Below are 24,185 nucleotides of genomic sequence, written 5' to 3'. Positions count from 1 at the left end.
TCGGCCTCGGAATAAACCGCAACCGTCTGAATTCCCATCCGGCGGGCAGTCTTGATGACCCGGCAGGCGATTTCGCCGCGATTGGCAATCAGGATGCGTTTGAACATGATTTTCTTGGGTCTCAACCTTGGGCGGGACCCTTCCCTCGCCGTTGGAGCCTTTTTGGGGAAGGGCCGTGTGGCTCCCGTGGTACATCAAAACGGGCCGGAGGCAACGGCTTAAATCCGCGCCCCTGGCGTACCAGACTGGGCCTCAACGCAAGCCCGGCAGGCTCCGCGCGGCCCTAGGCCGCGGCCACGTCCCGCACGAGGCTATGAACAAAGCCAAGCTTTGCGACCACCGCGGGCGACAGGATGAAGGGATAGAGGTCGCGCAGCCCCATGGCGCGGTTGACGCTGTTCGTGGCGAAGGTGAAGGGCAGCCATGCATTGACGAGCGCCTGGACGTCCCTGACCTCGTAGGGGTTGAAACGGATGCGCGCCGTCAACTCCCCATCGCGGTCGAGCTTGGGGCGTACCTCCATGCCGAATTCGGCTGCCATCTCCAGGGTGTCGACGATGTGGAGATAGTGCGCCCAGGTCTCCGCAAAGTCCTCCCAGGGATGCATCGTCGCGTAGGCCGACACATGGGTCTGCTGCCAGTCCGGCGGCGCGCCCTCTGCATAATGGCGCTGCAAGGCCTGGCCGTAATCGGCAGAATCGTCGCCGAACACCGCGCGGAATTCAGCGAGCCTGTCGCCATCGCGCACCAGCACGTCCCAGAAATAATGCCCGACCTCGTGGCGGAAATGCCCGAGCAGCGTCCGGTAAGGCTCGCCCATCTCGAGCCTACGCCGCTCGCGCTCGATATCGTCGGCCTCGGTGAGCGCGATGGTGATCAGCCCGCTGTCATGGCCGGTCATGACCCTGTGCCCGCTGTTGGGGTCGTCGGCGAGGAAATTGAAGATCAGGCCATGCGCCGGATTTTCCTGCCGCGTCTGCAGCGGCAGCTTCCAGCGGATCAGGGAATAGAACAGACGGTGCTTTGCAACCTCGAGTTCGCGCCAGCCGGCAAGCTGGGCCGGGTCGGACAGGTCCGGCACCATGCCGTTGTGGCGGCAGGCGCGGCAATAGCCGTTGGCATCGTCCGAATCGGTCAGCCAATTGCAGGCGTCGTACTCGGCATTCCGGCACAGCATCCGCCCTTTGCCTTTGTCGGCGAGCGTCGTCAAGCCGTCCCCATCGGGCTCAAGCGCCGACATCGTCTCCTTCTCGGGCAGGAAGGCGACCCTGTGGCCGCAACGCTCGCAGGCACGGTTCTCGAAATAGAGGACGTTGCCGCAGGCCTGGCAGAGAAAGAGCTTCAAGATTTAGCCTCTCCTGAAAGGAAGTCTTTGTGAAAGGGCACTTGTTGCGTCCGGCGACGACGCGTCCGCAGGCCGATCGTTCCAGTCTCCGGAACAAAATGCCAGACCCGGCGTTGCCCGCGGTTCATGCCTTCCACATCTGACGTCGATACCCCCGAGAGCGCGGAGCAGCGTTCCTTAAGTTCTCTTCCACTCAGCAATGGTCATCCCGCCCCGTCTGTGTGAATATCGGCCCGGCATGTGCGCACCCGCATCACGACGGCCGACGCCTTGAACGAACCCTTGCCCGAGACCATCGCTGCCGAAAGGCTGCGTCAGCACCTGGAGGAGATCGCGCGCGAGCGCGACAATGCCTATCATGCGCTCCAGGAGCGCGAGGCGGAGCTGGCGCGGATCCAGCGCATCGCCCGGATCGGCGGGCTTGAGATCGACTTTCGCGATGGCGTCAAGAACCGCCGCTCCCCCGAATATCTGCTGGTGCACGGCCTGGCCTCCGAGGCGGCCGGAGAAACCTACGAGGATTGGGTCGGCAGGATCCACCCGGACGATCGCGAGCGGACGGTCGAGCACCTCTTCGACACCCTGAAGAGCACGAGCGACGACTATTCCGACGAATACCGCATTATACGGTCGAACGACGGCGAGATTCGCTGGATCCGCGTGGTCGGCAAGATCGAGCGCGGGTCGGATGGCCGCGCGCTCCGGCTCGTGGGTGCCGACCTCGACATCACCGCCCAGATGCTCGCCCGCGAGACGCTGCGCGAGAGCGAGGAGCGCTTCCGGCTGATCGCCGACAGCGCGCCGGTGCCGATCTGGGTGACCAAGCTCGATCGCAAACGCTCCTTCGCCAACCAGGCCTATGTCGACTTCGTCGGCCTGCCCTACGACCAGGCCATCGATTTCGACTGGCGCAAGGTGCTGCATCCGGACGACCTGCCGCATGTGCTGCAGCAATCGGTCCAGGGTGAAGCTTCGCTCAAGCCGTTCGTATTGGAGGCGCGCTACAAGAATGCCAATGGCGACTGGCGCTGGCTGCGCTCGGAATCGCAGCCACGCTGGGACCCGACCGGCAAGCATATCGGTTTCATCGGCGTCGCCCACGACATCACCGTCGCCAAGCAGGCCGAGATCGAGCTGAGACGGCTGAACGAGACGCTGGAAGAGCGCATCACCGAGCGCACCGCCGAGCTCGAATCCAACGAAGCGCGGCTGCGCGCGATCCTGGAGACCAGCAACCAGTATCAGGGCCTGGTCAACCTCAGGGGCGAGCTGCTTTACGCCAACCGGACCGCGCTCGACGGCATCCGCGCCGAGGCCCGCGACGTCATCGGCAAGCCGTTCTGGGAGACGCCCTGGTTCACCGGCACAGAGGGAATGAGCACCATTGTGCGCGAGGCGTTCGACACCGTGCTCAAAGGCGAAGCCGTGCGGATGGAAATGCGACTTCGCCTTCCCGTCGGCGAGCGCGATTTCGAGTTCGGCATGCGCCCTGTGCTCGACCGTCACGGCAACATTTCCGGCGCCGTGCCCGAAGCCGTCGATATCACCGATCGGCGGCGCGGCGAGGAGGCGCTGCGGCAGTCGCAGAAGATGGAGGCGATCGGGCAGCTCACCGGCGGCGTCGCCCACGATTTCAACAACCTCCTTACCATCATCCGCTCGGCGACCGACTTCCTACGGCGCCGCGAGCTGCCGGAGGAGCGCCGCCGCCGCTATGTCGACGCGATCTCCGAAACCATCGAGCGCGCCTCCAAGCTGACCGCGCAGCTCCTCGCCTTCGCGCGCCGGCAGCCGCTGAAGCCGCAGATCTTCAACGTCGGCGACCAGGTCGAGGGCGTGGCGCAGCTGGTGCGGCCGCTGGTCGGCAGTAGCATCGAGATCGCGGTCGAGGTCGCGGACGCCGACTGCTTCACCGTGGCCGACATCGCCCAGTTCGAGACCGCACTGATCAATCTTGCCGTCAATGCCCGCGACGCGATGGACGGCGAAGGCCGGCTTACCATCGTGGTTCGGAAAGTCCCGGGCATTCCAAGCCTGCGCGCGCAATCAGCGCGCAGTGGTGACTACGTCGCGATCTCGGTGTCGGACACCGGCAGCGGCATCGCGCCGGAAAATGTCGACGCCATCTTCGAGCCGTTCTTCACCACCAAGGAGGTCGGCAAGGGCACCGGCCTCGGCCTGAGCCAGGCCTTCGGCTTCGCAAAACAGTCCGAGGGCGACATCGCGGTCGCGAGCACACAGGGCCACGGCGCGACCTTCACCATCTATCTGCCGCAGGCGCCGAGCCCGGCCACCGAGAAGGAAGCTGCGGCGCTGACCCACGAGGCCGCGACCACCGGGCGCGGCTATCGCGTGCTCGTGGTCGAGGACAATGACGATGTCGGCCAATTCTCCACCGAGCTGCTCGAAGACCTCGGCTATGTCGTGCGCCGCGTCGCCAACGCCAATGCGGCGCTCGCGATCCTCGGCGAGAACGAATTCGCCGTCGACCTCGTCTTCTCCGACGTCATCATGCCCGGCATGAACGGCGTCGAGCTCGCCGGCATCATCCGCGAGCGCTATCCGGGCCTCCCCGTCGTGCTCACCAGCGGCTACAGCAACGTGCTCGCCGAAAACGCCCATCGCGGCTTCGAGCTGATCCAGAAGCCATATTCGGTGGAATCGCTCTCGCGCATCCTGCGCAAGGCGATCACGGAGAAGCTGTCCGTGGTGCGGTGAATTCGAGCAGCAATACTTTAGCCGTCGTCCCGACGATCCGTACAAATTCGAATGATCACGCCATAGCAGGTAACTCATGAAACCCGCCCTCCTCTCCGCCTGGCAGACCTGGGCGTTGCTGTCCGCCTGCTTTGCGGCGCTGACCGCGATCTTCGCCAAGGTCGGCGTCGAGAACATCAATCCGGATCTTGCGACCTTCATCCGCACCATCGTCGTGTTGCTTGCATTCTCGGTTCTGCTGTTCCTCACCGGCCAGTTCGCGGTGCCCGTGGCGATCTCGTCGAAGACCTGGCTCTTCCTGGTGCTGTCGGGGCTTGCGACCGGCGCGTCCTGGCTCTGCTATTTCCGCGCGCTGAAGCTCGGGCCGGCAACGCTGGTCGCGCCGATCGACAAGCTCAGCGTCGTCCTCGTCGCCCTGTTCGCCTTCGCCTTTCTCGGCGAGCGCCCGACCGCGCAGGGCTGGCTCGGCATCGCCATGATCGGCGCCGGCGCAGTGCTGCTCGCGGTCAAGTTTTGAGGTATCCGCCCGCAGGGGAAGACAGCACCGCCAGCTTCGGCTATCGCTGCCGAATGAATTCATCCCATGACAAGGACTGAACGTGCCGACCGCGCCGCATAACGCCATCTGGACCTGGAGCATCATCTTCGCCGCGACTGGGGGGGTGATCATCCGCCCCTATCGCCTGCCGGAGGCGATCTGGGCCGTCATCGGCGCCGCCGCGCTGGTGCTGCTCGGCTTCCTGACCTGGCAGGATGCGCTTGTCGGCATCGAGAAAGGTCTCGACGTCTACCTCTTCCTGATCGGCATGATGCTGATCGCGGAGCTGGCGCGGCTCGAGGGCCTGTTCGACTATCTCGCCGCGCTCGCGGTGGAATACGCAGCCGGCTCGCCGCAGCGGCTGTTCCTGCTGATCTACCTCGTCGGCACGCTGGTGACGGTGCTGCTCTCCAACGACGCCACCGCGATCGTGCTCACACCCGCGGTCTATGCGGCGACGCGCGCTGCCGGCGCCAAGCCGCTGCCCTATCTCTTCGTCTGCGCCTTCATCGCCAATGCCGCGAGCTTCGTGCTGCCGATCTCGAACCCGGCCAATCTCGTGGTGTTCGGCTCCCGCATGCCCCACCTCACCGAATGGCTGCGCCTGTTCGCGCTGCCCTCGCTCGCTTCGATCGTGCTGACCTACATCGTGCTGCGCCTCACCCAGCATCGCGCGCTGAAGGAGGAGACCATCGAGCGTCGTGTGCCGCACCGGAAGCTCAGCCGTGGCGGCAAATTGACCGCCGTCGGCATCGCCGCGATCGGCGCCGTGCTGCTGACTGCCTCCGCGCTCGACAAGCAACTGGGAGTGCCGACCTTCGTCTGCGGCGCCGTGACGACCGGCCTCGTTCTCATGCTCAGCCGCCAGTCGCCACTGCCGGTGCTGAGGCACGTGTCATGGAGCGTGCTGCCGCTGGTCGGCGGACTCTTCGTCATGGTGGAAGCACTGGTGAAGACCGGCGTGATCGGCCATCTCTCCGCGCTGCTGCACGAGGCCGTCGCGCAATCGGTGCCAAAAGCTGCCTGGAGCGTCGGGATCGCAACCGCAATTGCCGACAATATCGCCAACAATTTGCCGGTAGGTCTCGTGGCGGGATCGATCGTCGCCAGCGACCACCTGCCCGCCTCCGTCGTCAGCGCCATCCTGATCGGCGTCGATCTCGGGCCAAACTTTTCGATCACCGGCTCCCTCGCCACCATCCTGTGGCTGGTGGCGCTGCGGCGGGAGAAGATCGAGGTCGGCGCCTGGCCATTCCTCAAGCTGGGCCTGCTCGTGACGCCGCCGGCCCTGATCGCGGCGCTAGCTGCCGCGATATGGTAGCGGCGTGCGCCGGATTTAAGCGCGGCCATTTGCGGCGCATCAATGTCGCCAGCAAGGACGGACCTAAAGTTCGGTTGTCGCGCCTCCTCATGCGGCGCGGCAAGGAGGTCCATCATGCAGATTCAGTCGAAGGCGTTGCCGCACAGCTTCTCCCTGCGCCGCCGCATCCAGGGATTGTCCGGCCCGGGCGAACGTCAGCCCGAGAAAGCACACTCCCTGCTCACCTTCACGGCCGTGGTGCTGCTGCTCCTGCTCGCCATCGTGGAGATCGACCAGCACAGCGCCGCACTGCAAGCCGTCGGCCTGCTCGGTCATACGGCGGGCATCGATCCGATCTTCATGAGCCCGTGAACGGCTGGGGCTGCCGAGCGTACTGATCGCGGCGGTCAAGCCGCGATCAGTCATCGTGATGCGCGGGCGGACAAGTCCGCCCGCAAGTACCGTCAGTCGTTCTCGTAGCCGTAGACTTCCGGCAGGATGAAGATTGCGGCGAGCAATCCGATCAGCGGGAAGATCGCGACGAACAGCGTGGCATTGGCCTGCCCGATCGCCGCGAAGAGCGACGGGAACAGGAAGATCGCCAGGAACGACGGCAGCTTCACGAACATGTAGGCGAAGCCGCTGGCCGTGCCGCGATATTTCGGCTTAGCGACCATGGTCGGGATCGTCATGCAGTTCGACGCATCCCAATAATGGCCCCACAGCATGGCGGCCGCCGCGAACGGCAGCAGCATCTTGTTGTCGGTGTAGAGCGCGAACGCCGCGACCAGCAGCGAGGCCAGCACGATGCCGAAACCGGCGATCGCGATGCCGCGGTGGCCGATCTTCGGTGTCAAGAGCGGACCGACCCAACCCGACAACGCGGCGAAGCAGAACAGCCCCATCGTCACCAGGTTGTTGCCGAGCACGCTCGACACGCCGACCATGACGAACAGCACAGGCAGGTAGAACGCGAAGGTCGAGAACTCGCTGCCTTGGGCGAAGCAGGCAATCCAGCCGTAGACCGTGGCGCGCCAGCGGATCGGATCTTTCCTGAGATCGGCGAGGAAGTCGCGGGTCGAGACCTTCGGCACCTTCACGTCCTGGTCCGGCAGCATGTCGAGATTGTCGTTGAACATCTCGCGTGCGACCTGCTTGGCTTCGCGGTAGCGTCCCTTCTGCACCAGCCACACCGCCGTCTCCGGCACGTCATGGCGCATGATCAGGATGATCAGCGCAGGCACCGCGCCGAGGCCGAGCGTCACGCGCCACAGCATCTCGTGCTGCATGTCGATCAGGAGGAAGATGACGATGACGCCGATGGTGAGGACTTCGCCGACCGCGAACATGAACTGCCAGCGGTTGCCCATGACCTCGCGCTCGCCCTTGGCCATGGATTCCATGATGTAGGTGTAGCCGGTCGAGATGTCGGAGCCGAGGGGAACACCGAGCAGGAAGCGGATCACGACGAGCCAGCCGACGCTGGGCACGAAGGCCTGCGCGAGCGCAAGGATGATGAACATCACCATCGTGATCAGGAACATGACGCGGCGACCGATCTTGTCGGACAGCCAGCCGCCGAGCAGCGCGCCGATCAGGGCGCCGCCCTGCGTGCCGGCGGCGGCAAGGCCCAGCATCAACGGATCGGGATTGTACTGCTCGCGGATGAAGATCAGCACGAACGCGATCGAATAGAGATCCCAGGCTTCGACCAGGATCGAGGCCATCATCAGCCAGCCGACCTTGTTGCCTTTCGGACTGTAGTTCGTAATGAGGTAGCGGACCGCAGCCTCGCTCGCGGTCGGCTGTGGCATGGCCATCGTTGACATGTCGTTTGGTCCTCCTGAAAACTCTTTAGGCGCCGAGTAACGGCTCGATGCTGCAGTCGAGCAGGCGCGGGTCGATCCCCGCCTCCATTCCCGCGAACATGAAGTCCATGTAGTCGATCAGCGCATCGCTCGCCTTCACCGCGTCATCGACGCGGCGGCTGGCGACCGCGTTGAGAATGGCGAGATGGTGATCGATCGTGCCGGATAAATCGGTTTGGCCCGGCATGAAGCGGTGGTGGATGAAGCCGATGCGACGATAGAGCGTATGCAGCGGCCGCAGCGTGTGGGCGAGGAACGGCTCACCGGCCGCCTCAAGCACCAGCGCGTCGATGCGGCGGTCGATGCTGTTGAATTCATCGAGGGTCAGGCTCGCGCGGCGATCGCGGAGCAGCCGCTCGATGTGCAGCGCCTGATTGCGATGCGAAAGGCTGGCGCGGTCGGCCGCGAGGCGGATCACGAAGCGCTCCATGTCGCGGCGCAGGCCGAGCAACATGCGCTCGCGCGCCAGATCGATCGGCGCGATGTGCAGGCCGTGGCGCGGACGAATGATGATCAGCGTGTCGGCGGAGAGGCGATTGACGGCGTGGTGCACCGGCGTGCGGCCGAAGCCGGTGATCTGCTGCAATTCCAGCATGGTCATGAACTGGCCGGGCTTGAGCTCGCAGTGAACGAGCAGTTCCTCGATCCGCTGATAAGCAAGCTCGAAGAAGTTGAGCCGGTTGCGGCGGCTGGGCCTGCCATCGCCGTCGTCCTCGTGTCTCACCACCTCGAGCGCGCGCTTGCGCCGTGCCATCTCATCCTCCCGTCAGCCCGCATTGTCGTCCTTGCAGGGCGGCGTCTTATTTGTGACACCCTTAAAACATGTTGTGATATATTACAAGCAGGCGTATGACTGCCGGCCGAGGCAGCCGGCTCAGTCGGCGCCGAAATCAACAACAAGACGGGCGCGGCATGCGTCTGACGGGAGGACTGTTGCCGTGAAGATCACGTCGATCGAAACCTTGCGCACCGAGGAATTCTCCAACGTCATCTGGGTACGCGTCCACACCGATGCCGGCGTGATCGGCCTTGGCGAGACCTTCTACGGTGCCGGCGCGGTCGAAGCACAGATCCACGACACCTTTGCCGGCCGCCTGCTCGGCCGCAATCCCCTGCACATCGAGGCCATCCATCGCGACATGCTGAACCTGCCGATGGCGCAGTCCTCGACCGGCGTCGAATACCGCGCGGCCTCCGCAATCGACATCGCGCTGTGGGACCTGTTCGGCAAGGTCTGCGGCCAGCCGGTGCACCAGATGCTCGGCGGCCTCTGCCGCGACAAGCAGCGCATCTACAACACCTGCGCCGGCACCAAATATGTCCGCTCGACCAATATCAGCCCGGTCGCGAACTGGAATCTCGGCGCCTCCGAAGGACCCTACGAGGATCTCGACGCCTTCATGACCCGCGCCGATGCGCTGGCCGAAAGCCTGCTGGAAAGCGGCATCTCGGCCATGAAGATCTGGCCGTTCGATCCCGCGGCACAGGAGAACAAGGGTCTGTTCATCACGGCGGCCCAGATGAAGCAGGCGATCGAGCCGTTCGAGAAGATCCGCAAAGCCGTCGGCGACAAGATGGAGATCATGGTCGAACTCCACTCGCTGTGGAACCTGCCGACGGCAAAACAGATCGCGCGCGCCCTCGAGCCGTACAAGCCGACCTGGTACGAAGACCCCATCCGCATGAACTCGCCGCAGGCGCTGGCCGAATATGCCCGCTCGACCGACGTCTGGGTCTGCGCCAGCGAGACGCTGGGGTCGCGTTTCCCCTACAAGGACATGCTCGACCGCGATGCCATGCATGTGGTGATGGCGGACCTGTGCTGGACCGGCGGCCTCACCGAGGGTCGCAAGATCGCCGCGATGGCCGAGACTTATCACCGGGCCTTCGCCCCGCATGACTGCATTGGCCCGATCGGCTTCATCGCCGCCATCCACATGTCGTTCAGCCAGCCCAACACGCTTATCCAGGAATCGGTGCGCGCCTTCTACAAGGGCTGGTACAATGAGCTCGTCACCACCATGCCGGTGATCAAGGACGGCTACGTCTTCCCGATGGAAGGACCCGGCCTTGGCGTCGACCTCCTGCCCGCGGTATTCGACCGCAGCGATCTCACCGTGCGCCGCTCCAACGTCTGAGGAATTTTTGAGATGAGCACTTCCCTCTTTGATCTTTCCGGCCGCACCGCGCTCGTGACCGGCTCCTCCCGCGGCCTCGGCCGCGCCATCGCCGAGGGCATGGCGAAGGCCGGCGCCAAGATCATCGTCAACGGCGTCGACCCCAAGCGCGTCGAGCAGGCCGTCGGCGAGTTTCGCGCCGCGGGGCATCAGGCCGAGGGCGCGGCCTTCAACGTCACGGACGAGCCTGCGATCGTTGCCGCCTTCGAGAACTTCGACAGACAAGGCCTCGCCGTCGACGTCGTCGTCAACAATGCCGGCATCCAGCACCGCAAGCCGCTGGTGGAATTCACCACGGACGAGTGGCGCAAGGTAATCGAGACCAACCTCACCAGCGCCTTCGTGATCGGCCGCGAGGCGGCCAAGCGCATGATCCCGCGCAAGCACGGCAAGATCATCAACATCGGCTCGCTCGCCAGCGAACTGGCGCGCCCCACCATCGCGCCCTACACCGCGGCTAAGGGCGGCATCAAGAACCTCACCCGCTCGATGGCGGTGGAATGGGCCCAGCATGGCATCCAGGCCAACGCGATCGGCCCCGGCTACATGCTGACCGACATGAACGAGGCGCTGGTCAACAATGCCGACTTCAACAACTGGCTGATGGGCCGCATTCCCTCCAAGCGATGGGGCAAGCCGGATGAGCTGGTGGGCGCCGCGATCTTCCTGGCGTCCGACGCATCGACCTACGTCAACGGCCAGATCATCTATGTCGATGGCGGCATGATCGCCGCGATGTGATCGCGAACAAGGGAGCAGCAGCCATGCGCGCCGTCGTCATTCACGCACCGAAGGACCTGCGGATCGACAGCTATCCTGATGCTGTGCCCGGCCCGGGCGAGGTCCGCGTCAAGATCGCCAATGGCGGCATCTGCGGCTCCGACCTGCACTACTACCATCACGGCGGCTTCGGTACCGTGCGGATCCAGCAGCCGATGGCGCTGGGGCATGAGATCGCCGGCGTCGTCGCGGCGGTCGGTGACGGCGTCACCAACGTGAAGCCGGGGATGCGCGTCGCGGTCAATCCGAGCAAGCCGTGCGGCCAGTGCCTGCATTGTCAGGAGGGCATGCGCAACCAGTGCCTCGACATGCGCTTCCTCGGCAGCGCGATGCGCTTTCCCCATGTGCAGGGCGGTTTTCGCGAATTCCTCACCGTCGACGCCACGCAGGCCGTGCCGATCGCGGACAAGCTGTCATTGGCCGAAGCTGCGGTCGCCGAGCCGCTCGCGGTGTGCCTCCATGCCGGCAAGCAGGCCGGTTCCCTCCTCGGCAAGCGCGTGCTGATCACCGGCTGCGGCCCGATCGGCGCGCTGATGATCTTGGTGTCGCGCTTCGGCGGAGCCGCCGAGATCGTGGTGACGGATGTCGCCGAGGGGCCGCTTGCGGTCGCCAAGAAGCTCGGCGCAACTCACGCCATCAATGTCGCAAGCAATGCCACGGCGCTCGATCCCTGGCGCGCGGGCAAAGGCGTGTTTGATACGCTGTTCGAAGCCTCCGGCAACCAGGCCGCGCTGCGCACCGCGCTCGACGTGCTGCGGCCGGGCGCCACCCTCGTTCAGCTCGGCCTCGGCGGCGAGATGACGCTGCCGATCAACACCATCGTCGCCAAGGAATTGCAGCTTCGCGGCACCTTCCGCTTCGATCCCGAATTCGAGCTCGCGGTGCGGCTGATGGGCGAAGGCCTGATCGACGTGAAGCCGCTGATCACCGCCACCATGCCGTTCGAGAACGCGGTCGCGGCGTTCGAGCTCGCCAGCGACCGCGCCCAATCGATGAAGGTGCAGTTGACGTTCTGAAGCAGTCTCAGGGCTGCGCGGCGCCTTCGACGAGGCGATCGCTGACCAGTCGGACCGCGCCGCGTTTCCAGGAATAGTCGGCGCCCATGCGCAGCCCGCTGTCCCCGCGCGACACCACGGCGCCGGTCCGAGCGTCCCGGAGCTGGAAGCCCACCGTATATTCGGTGCGGCTGACCCGCCGCACCACGCCGATCAACGATTGATCCGCGCCGAGCTTGCCGGCGATGGCGGCGTCGCAGCCGTTGCAATCGCGCAAGGCCCGTGATGTCACGGCCTCCTCGCGTGCGCCGCTGACGTCGACGATGCGGTAGCGGCCGGATTGCCCCAGCGCGTCGCGCACGGCGGTCGTCACCTCGGCCAGATAGGATACGTCGGCGGCCGCGAGGCCGGTCGAAGGCGCCGCCGTGTTGTCGTCGAGCTCGAACTCGAACACCGCCAGCGCGATGGGCGCCGGTGCAGCAAGCGCCGCCAGGATCTCGCGGACGACGAACAGCTCGGCGCGCGCCCAGGACTCGTCGTTGTCGCCGCGGAAGGTGTAGAGCTTGTCCATCACGACCTTGCGGGCAGCGACGTCGATCACCGCGACCTTCGCCCATTGCACCAGCGTGCTCGTCTTCTGGATGCCGCCGATGACCTTGAATGCCGCCCCCTCCTGCACGGTCGGCGCAAGCCGGTAGCGCCGGTCGGCGGTGACGTCCCGTCGTAGCGCCGCCATAAATGCGGCCAGCCGCTTCTCGTGGACGGCGGTCTGGTTGGTGGGCTCCGCCGACGTGTCGGTATAGCTGAAGTCATCGATGGCAACGCCGACAGGTTGAGCTGCGGCGACGCCGCCGTCGGTACCGGCCGCCGCAGACGCAGCGGTGAAAGCGAGCAGAAGAGCTGCAGCGAAGGCAGGCAGGGATCGACGCATGGGCGGCCTCGCGGGATGAACGGGCCTCAACGCTAGGCCGGGAGCCCCAGGCCCGCAGCCATCCACTTCCCGGGCAGGGCCGGGAAAATTTCACGACATCGTCCCGGATCATCCGCGGCGCTTTCCGGCGGTTCCGTTCTGCCGTTAAATGCCGAAAGACCAAGTCCAGGGTGTCCGCCGATGTGGAACCGCTTCAAGCCCGACCTCAAACTCCGCCTGACGCTCCGCGTGGCGATGATCTCCGCCTTCTGCTTCGCGGCGATCGCGGCCTACTTCCTCGTCGAGGCCGACCGTTCCGTGCATGCGAGGATCGATGCCGTCGCCAGCCTCGCCGCGCGGACGCTGGAGCTCCAGCACAACAAGATCCAATGGGTGAACAACCCGCGCTCCGAATTTCCGGACCTGGACGGCGTCGCCGCCTCCGTGATGGCGCCCGGCCTCTGTCTCGCCTTTCGCGGCGGCAATGGCGATGTCGTCCAGCGTTTCTGCGGCGGCGCGCCCAATGCCGATGCTGAACCGCCGCGGGTCTTTGCCGCCTTCTATCGCAGCCTGTTCGACCCCGGCCGCGAGGCGGTGCGGACGGTGGAGTCCCGCGGGGCGAAGATCGGCGAGACCGTCGTCTGGATCGACCCGGCCGTGCTGACGACACAAGCCTGGCACGAGGCCGGCCGGCTGATGGCCGCGCTCGCGCTCGCGCTGCCGCTGCTATGTGCCCTCGTCTATGCGGCACTGGCCCGCGCGCTGCGCCCGACCCAGGTGGTTCGCGCCGGCCTCGAACGGATCGCCGCCAACGACCTGACGGCGCGGCTGCCGCCGTTCGACCTGGCGGAGTTGTCGGCCATTCGCGAGGTGTTCAACCATCTGGCCGAGACTCTCGCCACCACGCTCGCCGAGCGCAGCGAGCTGACGCGCAAGCTGATCGCCCTCCAGGACGAGGAGCGCCGCCATCTCGCGCGCGAGCTGCACGACGAGTTCGGGCAATCGCTCGCCGCCATCCGCGCCCTCGCGGCGTCCGCACGCCAGACCGCCGCCGAGGACTGCCCCGCTCTGCTCCCGGAATGCGACGCCATCTCGCGCACCGCCACGGACATGATGGAGACGTTGCGAGGTGCGCTCTTCAGGTTGCGCCCGCCCGATGTCGATGAGCTTGGCCTCGTCGCCAGCCTCGAGGGCCTGGTTGCCGGCTGGAACGGGCGCAGCCGCGGCCGGCCCCGGTTCGATGCCCGCTTCGACGGCGCGTTCGAGAACCTGCCCGCCGCGATCGGCGCCGGACTCTACCGCATCGTGCAGGAGGCGCTCACCAACGCCGCAAAGCATGCCGACGCGACCCGCGTCTCCCTGGAACTGACCGCGCGCGAGGCCGCATCTACCGGTGGCCGGGCCATCGCGCTTTGCATCGCCGATGACGGCCGTCCGGGCGATGCCGCCGTCAAGTCCGGCATGGGCCTGCTTGGAATGCGCGAGCGCGTCGCTGCGCTCGGTGGCCGGCTGAGTTTCGAGACTGGCCCTGATCGCGGCGGGACCCTGCGCGTCGTGATCCCCGCTCCCGTCGATCCCATCGCCATGGAGCACGCCGCATGAACGGGACCGGCTGCGCCATCATGCTGGTCGACGATCATGCCGTCGTCCGCGAAGGCTATCGCTCGGTGCTACAGAAGCAGCCGGGCTTCCGCGTTGTGGCCGAGGCCTCCGATGGGGCCGAGGCCTACCGCCTGTTCAAATCGGCAAAGCCGGATCTCGTGATCATGGATCTGAGCATGCCCGGCATCGGCGGCATCGAGGCGATCAGGCGGATCAGGCAATGGGACAAGGGCGCGCGCATCCTCGTCTTCACCATGCACCAGAACGCCGGCTTTGCCGTGCAGGCGATCCGCGCCGGCGCCAGGGGCTATGTCACCAAGACCAGCCCGCCTGAGACGCTGGTCCGCGCCGTGACCGACATTCTCGCCGGCAAGATCGCCATCAGCCCCGACATCGACCATGAGCTCGCACTGAGCCGGCTCGCGGGCGAAAGCTCCGCCGCCGATGTCCTCACCGCACGCGAGTTCGAGGTGCTGCGCCTGCTGCTCGCCGAGCAGAGCACCGAGGAGATCGCCGAAACGCTCCACGTCAGCCCGAAGACGGTGGCGAATCTGCACTCCCTGATCAAGGACAAGCTCGGCGTCGCCTCCGACATCGAGTTGGTCCGGCTGGCGCTGCGCCAGGGCCTGCTGACGCAAGCTGATCTCGGCGAGGCGTGAGCGCGCGCCCTTCAGGCGAGAAAGCGCGTGAGATAACCTTCCATGGCGTAGAGCGCACAGAGCGCGAGGCTCGACCACACTGCAGCGCTGAAATACAGCGCCATCCAGACGAGTTCGCCCTTCCAGTGCGCGACGTCGTGGGTCACCACCCAGCGCGTAGAGACATCATGCAGGCCCTCGAGGAAGCCGAGGAACTTGCCGCCCTCGGCGTGCCCAGCCCGCCAGCGGCTGAGATACATCGGCACGTCGACGGTGACGAGGAAGGCGAGAAAGCAGGCGATGCCGACGATGCCGGCGATCAGCGCCCAGCGCACCGGCCCCTGGAATTCAGGCATCAGGCGGCACAGCGCGATTCCCGCGAGGAAGAAGGTCACCGCCCACAGCGAGTTCTCGATCGCGTTGAAGAGGAAATTGGTGGTCACGACCGCGTACCAGGAGAAGCACTCCGCGATGATGATCACCGGCACGATCAAGAGCGCGATATTCACTGCGGTCTCGGCACCCGCCATTCTGCCGAGCTGGTGCAGGATGATCGCCCATTGCGCGGCGAAGCAGAGCTCGGCCACGGTCGCGACCGTGCGGCCGACAAACACGCTCGACAGCCAGGTGTCGAACAGGCAGATGCGCTGCACGTCGGCCCGCGGCAGCACAGAGCGGAAGGCGCAGCCGAACACATAGCCGGCGCAGAGCAGGAACATCAGCCCGATGTCGGACCCGCCGCCCACACTTGCCGCGGGGGTTGGGTAGAACTCGCGGTACAGCATGAACCAGACGAGGATGTTCGCGGTACTGACCAGCGTCAGGGACCCCCACCACCACGCGAGGGGATTTGACCGCGCCTGCCACTGCAACATGAACCGCTCCGCTGTAGTCAATATGACATCCAACGGTAGTAATTCTGTCATAAATCAGCAGCGCGACGCGACAAAAATCTTCGTTATGGCGCTGTCATAATTGGGCTGCGCGCTGTCATATTCGCGACGACTGCTCCTCGTCACTCGTTTCCGAGCTTATTCCGGGAGCTCCTCTTCGAGGCCCCCGGAATAACGCGGGGAGCTTATTTCTTCAGCCCGCCCACATAGGCCGCGAGCTTGTCCAGCGTCTGGTAGCCGTATTCAACGGCGCCGAAGCCGATCATGCCGTCGCGCTGCTCGGTGCTCGCCGCCAGTTGCCGCATCATCAGCACCGTCTTGCCGTTGCTCTGCTCGGCAAAGGTGATGGTGAAGCGGAACATGCCGGGATCATCGTCCTGGTCGACGCCGTGGTCCATCTCCATGAAGGACGGCGGCTCGATGCGGCGGAAGCGCATACGGTTCGGATAGACGGTGCCGTCGGGGCCGATCATGTTGAAGCGCCAGACGCCGCCGACGCGCACGTCGATCTCATGGGTCTCGATCTTGAATCCCTTCGGCCCGAACCATTGCGGCAAATGCTTCGGATCGGACCACGCCTCGAACACCAGATCGCGCGGCGCGTCGATCACGCGTGACATCACGATCTCGCGGTCGAGCGACCACTGGGACAAAGCGGGGTTGGCAGAATTCGTCATCACTCGGCACCTTTCCGTTTGGTTGTTCGGGACGGTCGCTTGGCGGCCGCCCTCTCTTTCTCTTTCTTCAACTTCATCACATAGGCCTCGAAGCGGTCGAGCCGCGCTTCCCAGATCGCGCGCTGCTGCTGGAACCAGTCTTCCGCGCCGAGCAGCGCGTCCGGGCTGAGGCGGCAGGTGCGCACGCGGCCCGCCTTCTCCGATTGAACGAGCCCGCTCGTCTCCAGCACGTGGATGTGTTTCATGAAGCTAGGCAGCGCCATGTCGAAGGGATCGGCGAGTTCGCCGACCGACGCCTCTCCCGCGCACAGCCGCATCACGATCGCCCGCCGGGTCGGGTCGGCGAGCGCTGCAAATATCTGATCCAGTCGGGGTGATTGGTTAGCCATGTAGCTAACTATAGATCAGCCTCGCGCGGGCGTCAACAATTGTTAGCTTACAGGATAACTATTTCTCTGCCACCGCATGGATTGGAACCCACGCTCGCAATCGTGAATTGGGACGTGTGGCCCTCCCCGTTAAAAGGAATCGGGGGCGCATCTTCATTCGAAGCACGTGCCATCTTTTGTCACATCAACACGTCTCACCCGGCGGAGTTTCGCCCGGGCGGCGCTCGTTCCGTTCGCGATTGCTCTCGCCCGGCCGCGACGCGCCGCGGCAGATTCCGACATGATCGCGCAGATGCGCGACATCGTCGCGGCCGAGCTCGCGCCGACCGCCACGCCGGACCATCCGGGCGGCCTCGCCGTCGCGCTCTATGCCGGCCGCCACGTCGAATTCTTCAGCTATGGCTTTGCCGACGACGCGACCCGGCGCCCTATCACGCCGGACACGCTGTTCAACCTCGCCTCCTTGCGCAAGCCGTTCGAGGCGGCGCTGGTGGCGCTCGGCACGCTGCGCGGCGAGTTGCGCCTCGATGACCGCGTGTCGAAATACCTGCCCAAGCTCAACGGCGACACCATTCGCCGCGCCACCGTCGGCGAACTCGTCACCCACACCTCAGGCCTGCTGCTGCCGACAGACCATCCGCCCTGGCCGAACGATTCCTATTCGCGCGAGCAGTTCATCGGCATGCTCAACACCTTCGCGCCGCCAGCTGGCGTGGCGCCCGGGAAGCAGCGCATCTACTCCCATGCCGGCTACGTGCTGCTCCAGCTCGTGCTCGAGAGCTGCTATGGCAAGCCGATCCACGAGCTCATCGAGCACCGCATCCTGAGACCGCTCGGCATGACCGCGACATCCATACCGGAGCGCGGCGCGGACAATCGCGCCGTCATGGACGCGGCGTGGATGCGGCGCGTCGTCCAGGGCTATTCGGACCGAGGCATGGCGATCGGCCCGCCCGGTGACCAGCAGAGCTATTTCGATGTCCCCGGCACCGGCCAGATGTTCTCTTCAGTGCGGGACCTGGCAAGCCTCATCGCGGCCCACGTCGAGGCCCGATCGGTCGATCCGCAACTGCGCGATGCCCTCCAGATGACGCAGCGCGAGGCCTTCCGTGTCGACGAGAAATTCGGACAGGCCATGGCCTGGGAGACCGTGCATCTTCCCGGTCTCACCGTCGTGGACAAGCCGGGCGGTCTCAACAATGCCTCGGGCTATATCGGCCTCGTCCCCGCGCGGCGGCTCGGCATCGTGCTGCTGGCCAATCGCGGCGAATATCCGCACGAGATCGCGCGCTACAAGATCCTGCCGGCACTTGTGCGGCTCGTCGCCGCGCGCTGACGCTGCGTTCCAAAAGAAAGCCCCGGCCGAGCCGGGGCTTTCGAATCCGCTTCGACGGAACGCGCGTTACACCGACCGCGTCAGCCCGCCGTCGACGCGGATGTTCTGCCCGGTGATATAGGCCGCGCCGTCGGAAGCCAGGAACGAGATCGTCGCCGCGATCTCCTCGACCTTGCCGTAGCGCTTCAGCGGCACGCTGTCGCGGCGCGCGTCCGTCGCCGGCAGGCTGTCGATCCAACCCGGCAGCACGTTGTTCATGCGGATGTTGTCGGCGGCATGGGTGTCGGTGAAGATCTTGGTGAAGGCGGCAAGGCCTGCGCGAAACACCGCCGACGTCGGGAACATCGCGCTCGGCTCGAACGCCCAGGCGGTCGAGATGTTGATGATGGCGCCGCCCTTCTGCTCCTGCATGACCGGCGTGACCAGCCGCATCGGACGGACCACATTGAGGAGATACGTATCGAGGCCGGTGTGCCACTGCTCGTCGGTGATTTCCGTGATGGGCGCGCGCGGGCCGTGGCCGGCGCTGTTGACGAGCACGTCGATGCGTCCCCACTTGGCAAGCGCGTCGTCGACCAGCCGCTTCAGATCGTCGTTCGACTTGTTCGAACCGGTGACGCCGAAGCCGCCGAGCTCGGCCGCCAGCGCCTCGCCCTTGCCGGAGGATGACAGGATCGCGACGCGGAAGCCGTCGGCGGCGAGCCGCCGCGCAGCCCCCGCCCCCATGCCGCTGCCGCCCGCGGTGACGAGTGCGACCTTTTCTGCTGCCATGACGATGACCCCCTTGCGAACCCGTTGAGGCGAGCCGAGGGCTCGGCCTATCATCGGCTGTTCTACAGGCAGAACTGCCGACAGGTCCATCGCAACAGGCATCCGTCATGAGCGACTTGCAGATCCGCAACATGCGTTTCGAGGAGATTTCCATCGCCGCCGACTGGGCCGCAGCGGAAGGCTGGAATCCGGGGCTCGCCGATGCCACCTGCTTCGCGATCCCCGATGCGCAAGGATTCTTTCTGGGCGAGATCGATGGCGAGCCGGTCGCGACCGTCTCCTGCGTCAATTATGGCGAGACCTTCGCCTTTCTCGGCTTCTATATCGTGCGCGCGGCCTTTCGCGGCGCCGGCCACGGCCTGCGCATCTGGAACGCAGCGATCGCGCATGCCGGATCCCGCGTGATCGGGCTCGACGGCGTGGTAGCGCAACAGGACAACTACAGGAAATCCGGCTTCCACCTGGCCTACGCCAATATCCGCTATGGCGGCACCATCGCCGCCGCGCCTGCGCCGCCCGCCGATGTCGTCGCGCTCGAGAAAGTCCCGTTCGCAATCGTGGAAGCCGACGACGCCACTGTCTTCCCGGCTCCGCGCGGCAACTTCCTGCGTGCCTGGATCGACGCGCCCGGCCATATCGGCCGCGCGCTCGTGCGCGACGGCCGGCTTGCTGCATGGGGCGTGATCCGTCCGTGCCGGACCGGGCGCAAGATCGGCCCGCTCGTCGCCGACGATCGCGCCGGCGCGGAGGTGATCATGCGCTCCCTGCTCGCAAGCGCGGGCAGCGGCGAGGTCTTTCTCGATGTCCCCGCCGTCAACCGCGAGGCGGTCGCGCTGGCCGAGTCCTTCGGCCTCGAACCGGTGTTCGAGACGGCGCGGATGTACACCGGAGCGATCCGCCCGCTGCGGCTCGATCGCGTCTTCGGTGTGACCAGCTTCGAGCTGGGCTAGGACAGCGCCGCTTTAGTAGCAGCGCATGATGTTGACGGTGTGCTCGCCGCCGCCGCGGCCGGGCACGGTCACCGTCTCCGACGGGCAGCTCGGCACGTAGGGACGGTCCGACGGCGTGACGTTCGGCGGAAGACGATGCGCCCAGTCCCACGGCACATCATAGGTGTAGGTGTAGCGTACGTCGGTGGACTGCGGCGGCTGCACCGTATCGACGAAGGGCTGGCTGGTCATGCCGGGATCGTAGAAGAACCCGCCCCCGCCCGGCCAATAGACAAACGGATTGTTCCGCCGATGGTGGAACCGGGCGGCCGGCCGCGCGATCGCTGGACGTCCGACCGCTGGCGGCGCGGCGGTGGCAATCGCTGGCCTGGCAAAAGTCTCATGCGGGCTAAGGAGCAGCGCGGCTGCGCTGAGCGAGGCGAGCAACGCCCCTTGCATTTTATAGGTCATGATACGCACCAACTCGTTGGCTACGGCAGCTCCCCACTGCACGCTAGGCCCGGCCGTCGTTCCCCCGCAAACCTATAATTAATTGTTGGTTAAGACGCAGGATTAACAGAGCGCGCCCTGCGGCAAGATGCGCCGCTACAGCTTGCGGAAGCGCTTCGTTCCCTGGAATTCGGCTCATAACCAGTTGATCGCGGGTTGATCGAGTTGACCGGACGGATCCGGAACGCTGCTGCACTGCGGTCGTTGGCCCCCGACACAGCAAGGGAGCATCTCGATGCAACGTAGAACACGACTTGCGTGCCTGGCCACGATATCGCTCATCGCGGGCACGACCGCCGCGTCGGCCCAGGCCTACGATTGGAACGGCAACCCGGTAGGATGGGATCGCGGCGGTTACGCCTATGAGACGGGCCCGATGTACACTCCCGGACCGGCGGCGCCATACGGCACGCTCAACGGCAGCAATCATCCGGCGCCGAGCTCGACGCAAGGTGACGTCGGTCCGGGCGGCAACAACAACGGTACGCTGACCGGTCCCTATCGCTCCTGGTAAGGCCGGCGCACAACGAGGCCCACCGTCCCGGTGGACGGTGGGCCTTCGCGCTTCAGCGGCCCTGCTGCTTGCGCAGCCAGTCCAGCATGTCCTGCGCATTTCCCGTGCCCTGCGACACGATCGCGGTGTTTCCGCCGCTACGGCGGTAGACCGTGGTGCGGCCGGGCTCCTTCTCGATCCTGACCTCGGCCTGCGCCGGATCACCGCTTTGTGTGATGACCGACGTGCCGTTCTCGTCCTGGACCACGGTGGTGTGGCCGTCACCGGTCTCGCCGGCACCAGCCGGCGGTGCTGCAATCGCCATCATGATACTTACTCCGGATGCGAGCAGGAGGGATTTCATGTCACACCTCGTCGTCTCGTTTCATCGCGCGAACTGGAATATCGCCAACCAGTTGAAATGTCCAAACTGCCTGACCGCTCCCGTGTTCATATCGCCGATCTGAAGCAGGAGAGCGTTCGTTGAATTGCCGATCTGGGTAATATTAGCCGTGTTGCTCACCCCCGACTGGCCGATCAGCGCATTGGTGGTGCCGCCCACCTGGATCACATCGACATAGTTGCGCACACCGTTCTGGACAATGGTCGCGTCGACTGTTCCGGTTCCGCCGATCTCGATCACCCGCGCGATGTTGATGCGGCTGTTCTCCTCGATCGTGACCGGCTGCACATTGTTGCCGAACTCCACGATCGTCTCGATGCTGACGTTCCTGTTCGTCACGCTGCGCTGCACGGACCCGGCGGATGCTTCCGTCGCCGCGCTCATGACGGCGAGCAACGCCGTCAATGCCAAGATTAACCTGGCCAGGATTTGCCTGCCGCCCCTCATCGCGCTCCCCTTTTTCCGTCGCGTGACACTGATGTGCTTTGCGCGCGTCTCACGGGCTGGTCTGGCTCACCGTCGACGTGTTGACCCCACCGAACTGCGCGATCGTACCGGTATTCATGGCACCGAGTTGCGAGACGACGCTGGTCGCCGACTGGCCGACCTGACCGACGAAGGCGAAATTGTTCGCGCCCCCCTGCCCGACCGTTGCCGAATTCGTTCCGCCGAATTGCAGGATTCCTGTGGCATTGTTGCTGCCGGTCTGGGTCACGGTCGCGCTGGTGCTGCCGCCGATCATGAACACGCCCGCCATGTTGGTCGAACTATTCTGGTTGAGGACGACCGGCGGCCCGCCGATCGACACGATGGTCTTGATGTTCGCGGTTTGCGCGCTCGTGGGTCCGGCGCCGACGCAGTAAAGTGCGACGATGGCGCCGCAAGCGGCGTTTCGAAAATGGTTCATGACATGCCTCACTGCCGATGATGCGTTCACGGAGCCTGCTGGAGGATCGTCGAGCCGTTCAGGATCCCGAGCTGGCCCACGCCGGCCGTGTTGTTCAGGCCAATCTGACCGATCAAGCTCGTGTTGGCGCCGCCGACCTGACCGACCGCGGCGTTATTGGTCGCGGTGGGGGTCGTGCCGCCCTGTCCAATCGTCGCCGAATTGACCGAGGCCAGCGATCCAAACTGCAGGCTCGATGCGGTGTTGGTCGCGCCGAATTGCAGCGTCGTCGCGGTATTGTTTACCGGGCCGGTCTGAGTTGTAGATGAAGAATTTGTGGTGCCGAATTGCAGCACGTTCGCCGTGTTGTCGGCTTTGGCATCGACAGCGGTCAACGCGCTGAGCGTGACGACCGTCGCGATTACATAGTTGATCCGCATCTGATTTCCTCCCGCCGATAGTAGCTGGTCGATCCACCGTTTCGTCTGATCGCGCTCGAGCCTGCCCTGGGTGCGCCCGCATGTGGCGCACCCAAGGAGGTACGGGGCTGGCTTAGTGCTGCGTAATGGTGCTGAGGTTGATTCCGCCGCTGAGCTGGCCAACGGAGGCGCTGTTGTTCGGCGGGAAGCCGAAGAGCGTGGACTGGCTGATCCCGCTGGTGTTGTTGCCGGTGGCAACCTGACCGGTGGTGGCCGAGTTGCCAAGGACGCCAATCTGGGTCACCGAGCTGACATTGTTGAGCGACGGAGCGGTCGTGCCCTGCATGGTGCTCGCACTATTCACAAGGCCGAGCTGGCTGGTGGTCGAGGTGTCATTCACGTGGCCCTGCTGATTCACGGTGGAGCCGTTTGCGAGGCCGACTTGCACGGTGGTCGCCGTATTGTCGGCATACGCTGCGGAGGACAGGGCGAACAGAGCGGCGGAAGCGAGGAGCAACTTGCGCATGGGTAATCCCTTTTCTGACAAAGAATTTGACCAGGAGTTGTGATGCCGTGGGTTGAGGAGGCCGACATCGTGGGATCACTCTGAACTGATTACCCTCCAGGCGACAGACTGTAGTTCATGCTAATCGGTACGGACTAGACGTTGCGCGACTCGTCCGCCTGCAGGCTCAAGTCAGCGGAAGTCCCGCGCTGAAGCGCGCTGTCTGCGCTTCCGGGCCCATGCTGTCGATCAACCGCACCACCTCGATCGGCGATCGCAGCTCCAGCTTTCGCATCATCCTGGCGCGATGGACCTTCACCGTCACCTCGCTGACGCCGAGCTTTGCCGCGATCTGCTTGGCGACGAGTCCTTCCGCCATCAGCAGCATGATCTCCCGCTCCCGGGCGGTCAGGGTTTCGACGCGCTGCCGCGCTCCGCGCTCCGCGTCTTCGCGCGCGAGCCGCCTGCGGTCGCGCTCGATGCCGTGCCTGATGGCATCGAGGATCTCCTGCTCTCGGAACGGTTTTGGCAGAAACTCGACCGCACCGCGCTTCATCGCCTCGACCGAGACACGGACGTCCGAATGGCCGCTGATGAAGACGATCGGAATGGACACACCCGATTCAGCCAACCTGCGCTGAAGCTCGAGTCCGGTCGGCGAGGTGCCGGGAAAGCGGACGTCGAGCACCAGGCAGGACGGCCCGTTGGAGAGGCGCTCGTTGAGGAATTCGTCCGTTGACGCAAACAGCCTGACCTGGTGACCCGTCTCCTCGCAGAGACTTCCGATCGCATTTCGAATCTGAATTTCATCATCAACGACGTAAACAGTGGCTTGATTTGAACTCATTGCAACAGACTCCCGGACTTGGGGCCGATGATCCGGCGACGAGCCGCCAACTCTTTTTGCAAGCGAAAATAACGAGGTGCTTGAATGCAAGCCCGAGGCCGAACGAGTCGCATCGGCCCCTGGCCTCCACGTCTTAGGGCCAACGCCCGGTGAAGACGAGTGAAGGCGTTCACACATCGGCTTCGTGATTGAAGGGATTCGACGACGCAAGTCGCGGCAATACGCCATGTTGGGGACGCGGCAATCCGGCATCGTA

General features: G+C 65.1%; 28 protein-coding genes. 12 read left to right on the top strand and 16 right to left on the bottom strand.

Annotated elements, in window-relative coordinates:
* Window positions 1-107 (bottom strand): biotin carboxylase N-terminal domain-containing protein (locus tag K289_RS49240; protein ID WP_156918301.1); only part of this gene is annotated, 107 nt, incomplete at its 3' end.
* 176 nt (window positions 108-283) lie between these two features.
* A complete protein-coding gene (locus K289_RS0131800; protein ID WP_027555177.1) occupies window positions 284-1,345 on the bottom strand; it encodes a putative zinc-binding metallopeptidase in 1,062 nt (353 codons plus the stop codon).
* 240 nt (window positions 1,346-1,585) lie between these two features.
* On the opposite strand from K289_RS0131800, the gene K289_RS0131795 reads away from it, so the two are divergent.
* From K289_RS0131795 to K289_RS0131780, 4 genes are all read left to right on the top strand, one after another.
* On the top strand, window positions 1,586-4,063 hold the full coding sequence (locus K289_RS0131795) for a PAS domain S-box protein (RefSeq protein WP_027555176.1): 2,478 nt from the start codon (window positions 1,586-1,588) through the stop codon (window positions 4,061-4,063).
* A gap of 76 nt (window positions 4,064-4,139) precedes the next feature.
* Complete coding sequence (locus tag K289_RS0131790) at window positions 4,140-4,580, top strand: EamA family transporter (protein WP_027555175.1); 441 nt, start codon at window positions 4,140-4,142, stop codon at window positions 4,578-4,580.
* Window positions 4,581-4,662: 82 nt separating this feature from the next.
* The gene (locus K289_RS0131785) at window positions 4,663-5,922 is read left to right on the top strand and encodes an arsenic transporter (protein WP_027555174.1); all 1,260 of its coding nucleotides are present in this window, start codon (window positions 4,663-4,665) and stop codon (window positions 5,920-5,922) included.
* 114 nt (window positions 5,923-6,036) lie between these two features.
* Window positions 6,037-6,273, top strand: coding sequence for a hypothetical protein (locus K289_RS0131780; RefSeq protein ID WP_027555173.1), 237 nt, complete (start codon window positions 6,037-6,039; stop codon window positions 6,271-6,273).
* 92 nt (window positions 6,274-6,365) lie between these two features.
* Here K289_RS0131780 and K289_RS0131775 read toward each other — a convergent pair whose 3' ends face one another.
* Together K289_RS0131775 and K289_RS0131770 are read right to left on the bottom strand one after the other, a co-directional pair.
* Window positions 6,366-7,730 (bottom strand): MFS transporter, encoded by a 1,365-nt coding sequence (locus K289_RS0131775; RefSeq protein ID WP_027555172.1) that lies wholly within the window; start codon window positions 7,728-7,730, stop codon window positions 6,366-6,368.
* 25 nt (window positions 7,731-7,755) lie between these two features.
* Complete coding sequence (locus K289_RS0131770) at window positions 7,756-8,523, bottom strand: GntR family transcriptional regulator (protein WP_027555171.1); 768 nt, start codon at window positions 8,521-8,523, stop codon at window positions 7,756-7,758.
* Between the two features lie 184 nt (window positions 8,524-8,707).
* Here K289_RS0131770 and K289_RS0131765 point away from each other — a divergent pair, with 184 nt between their 5' ends.
* The 3 genes from K289_RS0131765 to K289_RS0131755 are packed head-to-tail and all read left to right on the top strand — an operon-like array spanning window position 8,708 to window position 11,742.
* A complete protein-coding gene (locus K289_RS0131765) occupies window positions 8,708-9,907 on the top strand; it encodes a mandelate racemase/muconate lactonizing enzyme family protein (protein ID WP_027555170.1) in 1,200 nt (399 codons plus the stop codon).
* A gap of 12 nt (window positions 9,908-9,919) precedes the next feature.
* A complete protein-coding gene (locus tag K289_RS0131760; RefSeq protein WP_027555169.1) occupies window positions 9,920-10,687 on the top strand; it encodes a glucose 1-dehydrogenase in 768 nt (255 codons plus the stop codon).
* Between the two features lie 23 nt (window positions 10,688-10,710).
* Complete coding sequence (locus K289_RS0131755) at window positions 10,711-11,742, top strand: L-idonate 5-dehydrogenase (protein ID WP_027555168.1); 1,032 nt, start codon at window positions 10,711-10,713, stop codon at window positions 11,740-11,742.
* 7 nt (window positions 11,743-11,749) lie between these two features.
* Here the strand turns inward: K289_RS0131755 and K289_RS0131750 are convergent, their stop codons facing one another.
* The gene (locus K289_RS0131750) at window positions 11,750-12,652 is read right to left on the bottom strand and encodes a DUF3280 domain-containing protein (RefSeq protein ID WP_027555167.1); all 903 of its coding nucleotides are present in this window, start codon (window positions 12,650-12,652) and stop codon (window positions 11,750-11,752) included.
* 180 nt (window positions 12,653-12,832) lie between these two features.
* On the opposite strand from K289_RS0131750, the gene K289_RS0131745 reads away from it, so the two are divergent.
* Window positions 12,833-14,233 (top strand): histidine kinase, encoded by a 1,401-nt coding sequence (locus K289_RS0131745; protein ID WP_027555166.1) that lies wholly within the window; start codon window positions 12,833-12,835, stop codon window positions 14,231-14,233.
* On the top strand, window positions 14,230-14,892 hold the full coding sequence (locus tag K289_RS0131740) for a response regulator transcription factor (protein WP_027555165.1): 663 nt from the start codon (window positions 14,230-14,232) through the stop codon (window positions 14,890-14,892). The genes K289_RS0131745 and K289_RS0131740 overlap by 4 nt, the downstream gene beginning before the upstream one ends.
* 11 nt (window positions 14,893-14,903) lie before the next feature.
* Here K289_RS0131740 and K289_RS0131735 read toward each other — a convergent pair whose 3' ends face one another.
* The 3 genes from K289_RS0131735 to K289_RS0131725 all read right to left on the bottom strand — a co-directional run bounded on the left by K289_RS0131735 (window position 14,904) and on the right by K289_RS0131725 (window position 16,830).
* Complete coding sequence (locus tag K289_RS0131735; RefSeq protein ID WP_027555164.1) at window positions 14,904-15,746, bottom strand: hypothetical protein; 843 nt, start codon at window positions 15,744-15,746, stop codon at window positions 14,904-14,906.
* A gap of 203 nt (window positions 15,747-15,949) precedes the next feature.
* Window positions 15,950-16,441 carry an SRPBCC family protein gene (locus tag K289_RS0131730; protein WP_027555163.1) on the bottom strand — a complete coding sequence of 164 codons (492 nt, stop codon included), beginning with the start codon at window positions 16,439-16,441 and terminating at the stop codon, window positions 15,950-15,952.
* On the bottom strand, window positions 16,441-16,830 hold the full coding sequence (locus tag K289_RS0131725; RefSeq protein ID WP_027555162.1) for a helix-turn-helix transcriptional regulator: 390 nt from the start codon (window positions 16,828-16,830) through the stop codon (window positions 16,441-16,443). The genes K289_RS0131730 and K289_RS0131725 overlap by 1 nt, the downstream gene beginning before the upstream one ends.
* A 280-nt stretch (window positions 16,831-17,110) precedes the next feature.
* Here K289_RS0131725 and K289_RS0131720 point away from each other — a divergent pair, with 280 nt between their 5' ends.
* Window positions 17,111-18,166 (top strand): serine hydrolase, encoded by a 1,056-nt coding sequence (locus tag K289_RS0131720; protein WP_027555161.1) that lies wholly within the window; start codon window positions 17,111-17,113, stop codon window positions 18,164-18,166.
* A 66-nt stretch (window positions 18,167-18,232) separates the two neighbouring features.
* Here K289_RS0131720 and K289_RS0131715 read toward each other — a convergent pair whose 3' ends face one another.
* Window positions 18,233-18,937: an SDR family oxidoreductase gene (locus tag K289_RS0131715; RefSeq protein WP_027555160.1), complete on the bottom strand. Its 705-nt coding sequence runs from the start codon at window positions 18,935-18,937 to the stop codon at window positions 18,233-18,235.
* A 107-nt stretch (window positions 18,938-19,044) separates the two neighbouring features.
* Between K289_RS0131715 and K289_RS0131710 the strand changes: the two genes are divergently transcribed.
* Complete coding sequence (locus K289_RS0131710) at window positions 19,045-19,887, top strand: GNAT family N-acetyltransferase (RefSeq protein WP_027555159.1); 843 nt, start codon at window positions 19,045-19,047, stop codon at window positions 19,885-19,887.
* A gap of 12 nt (window positions 19,888-19,899) precedes the next feature.
* Here K289_RS0131710 and K289_RS0131705 read toward each other — a convergent pair whose 3' ends face one another.
* Window positions 19,900-20,337: a hypothetical protein gene (locus K289_RS0131705; RefSeq protein WP_027555158.1), complete on the bottom strand. Its 438-nt coding sequence runs from the start codon at window positions 20,335-20,337 to the stop codon at window positions 19,900-19,902.
* Window positions 20,338-20,611: 274 nt separating this feature from the next.
* On the opposite strand from K289_RS0131705, the gene K289_RS0131700 reads away from it, so the two are divergent.
* Window positions 20,612-20,890, top strand: a complete 279-nt coding sequence (locus K289_RS0131700) for a hypothetical protein (protein WP_027555157.1) — start codon at window positions 20,612-20,614, stop codon at window positions 20,888-20,890.
* Window positions 20,891-20,942: 52 nt separating this feature from the next.
* Here K289_RS0131700 and K289_RS0131695 read toward each other — a convergent pair whose 3' ends face one another.
* From K289_RS0131695 to K289_RS0131670, 6 genes are all read right to left on the bottom strand, one after another.
* Window positions 20,943-21,233, bottom strand: coding sequence for a hypothetical protein (locus K289_RS0131695; RefSeq protein ID WP_027555156.1), 291 nt, complete (start codon window positions 21,231-21,233; stop codon window positions 20,943-20,945).
* A gap of 21 nt (window positions 21,234-21,254) precedes the next feature.
* Complete coding sequence (locus K289_RS0131690; RefSeq protein ID WP_245284053.1) at window positions 21,255-21,611, bottom strand: curlin; 357 nt, start codon at window positions 21,609-21,611, stop codon at window positions 21,255-21,257.
* A gap of 157 nt (window positions 21,612-21,768) precedes the next feature.
* Entirely contained in the window at window positions 21,769-22,179 is a 411-nt protein-coding gene (locus K289_RS0131685; RefSeq protein WP_027555154.1) for a curlin, read from the bottom strand.
* A gap of 26 nt (window positions 22,180-22,205) precedes the next feature.
* Window positions 22,206-22,598: a curlin gene (locus K289_RS0131680; RefSeq protein WP_027555153.1), complete on the bottom strand. Its 393-nt coding sequence runs from the start codon at window positions 22,596-22,598 to the stop codon at window positions 22,206-22,208.
* Between the two features lie 112 nt (window positions 22,599-22,710).
* Window positions 22,711-23,103 (bottom strand): hypothetical protein, encoded by a 393-nt coding sequence (locus K289_RS0131675; protein ID WP_027555152.1) that lies wholly within the window; start codon window positions 23,101-23,103, stop codon window positions 22,711-22,713.
* 166 nt (window positions 23,104-23,269) lie between these two features.
* Window positions 23,270-23,929, bottom strand: a complete 660-nt coding sequence (locus K289_RS0131670) for a response regulator transcription factor (RefSeq protein ID WP_027555151.1) — start codon at window positions 23,927-23,929, stop codon at window positions 23,270-23,272.
* Window positions 23,930-24,185: the final 256 nt, after the last annotated feature.

The organism is Bradyrhizobium sp. Cp5.3, from assembly GCF_000426265.1.
Lineage (GTDB): Bacteria > Pseudomonadota > Alphaproteobacteria > Rhizobiales > Xanthobacteraceae > Bradyrhizobium > Bradyrhizobium neotropicale.
Note: the sequence above shows the minus strand (reverse complement) of the source record. Positions and strands in the feature narration are given on the sequence as shown.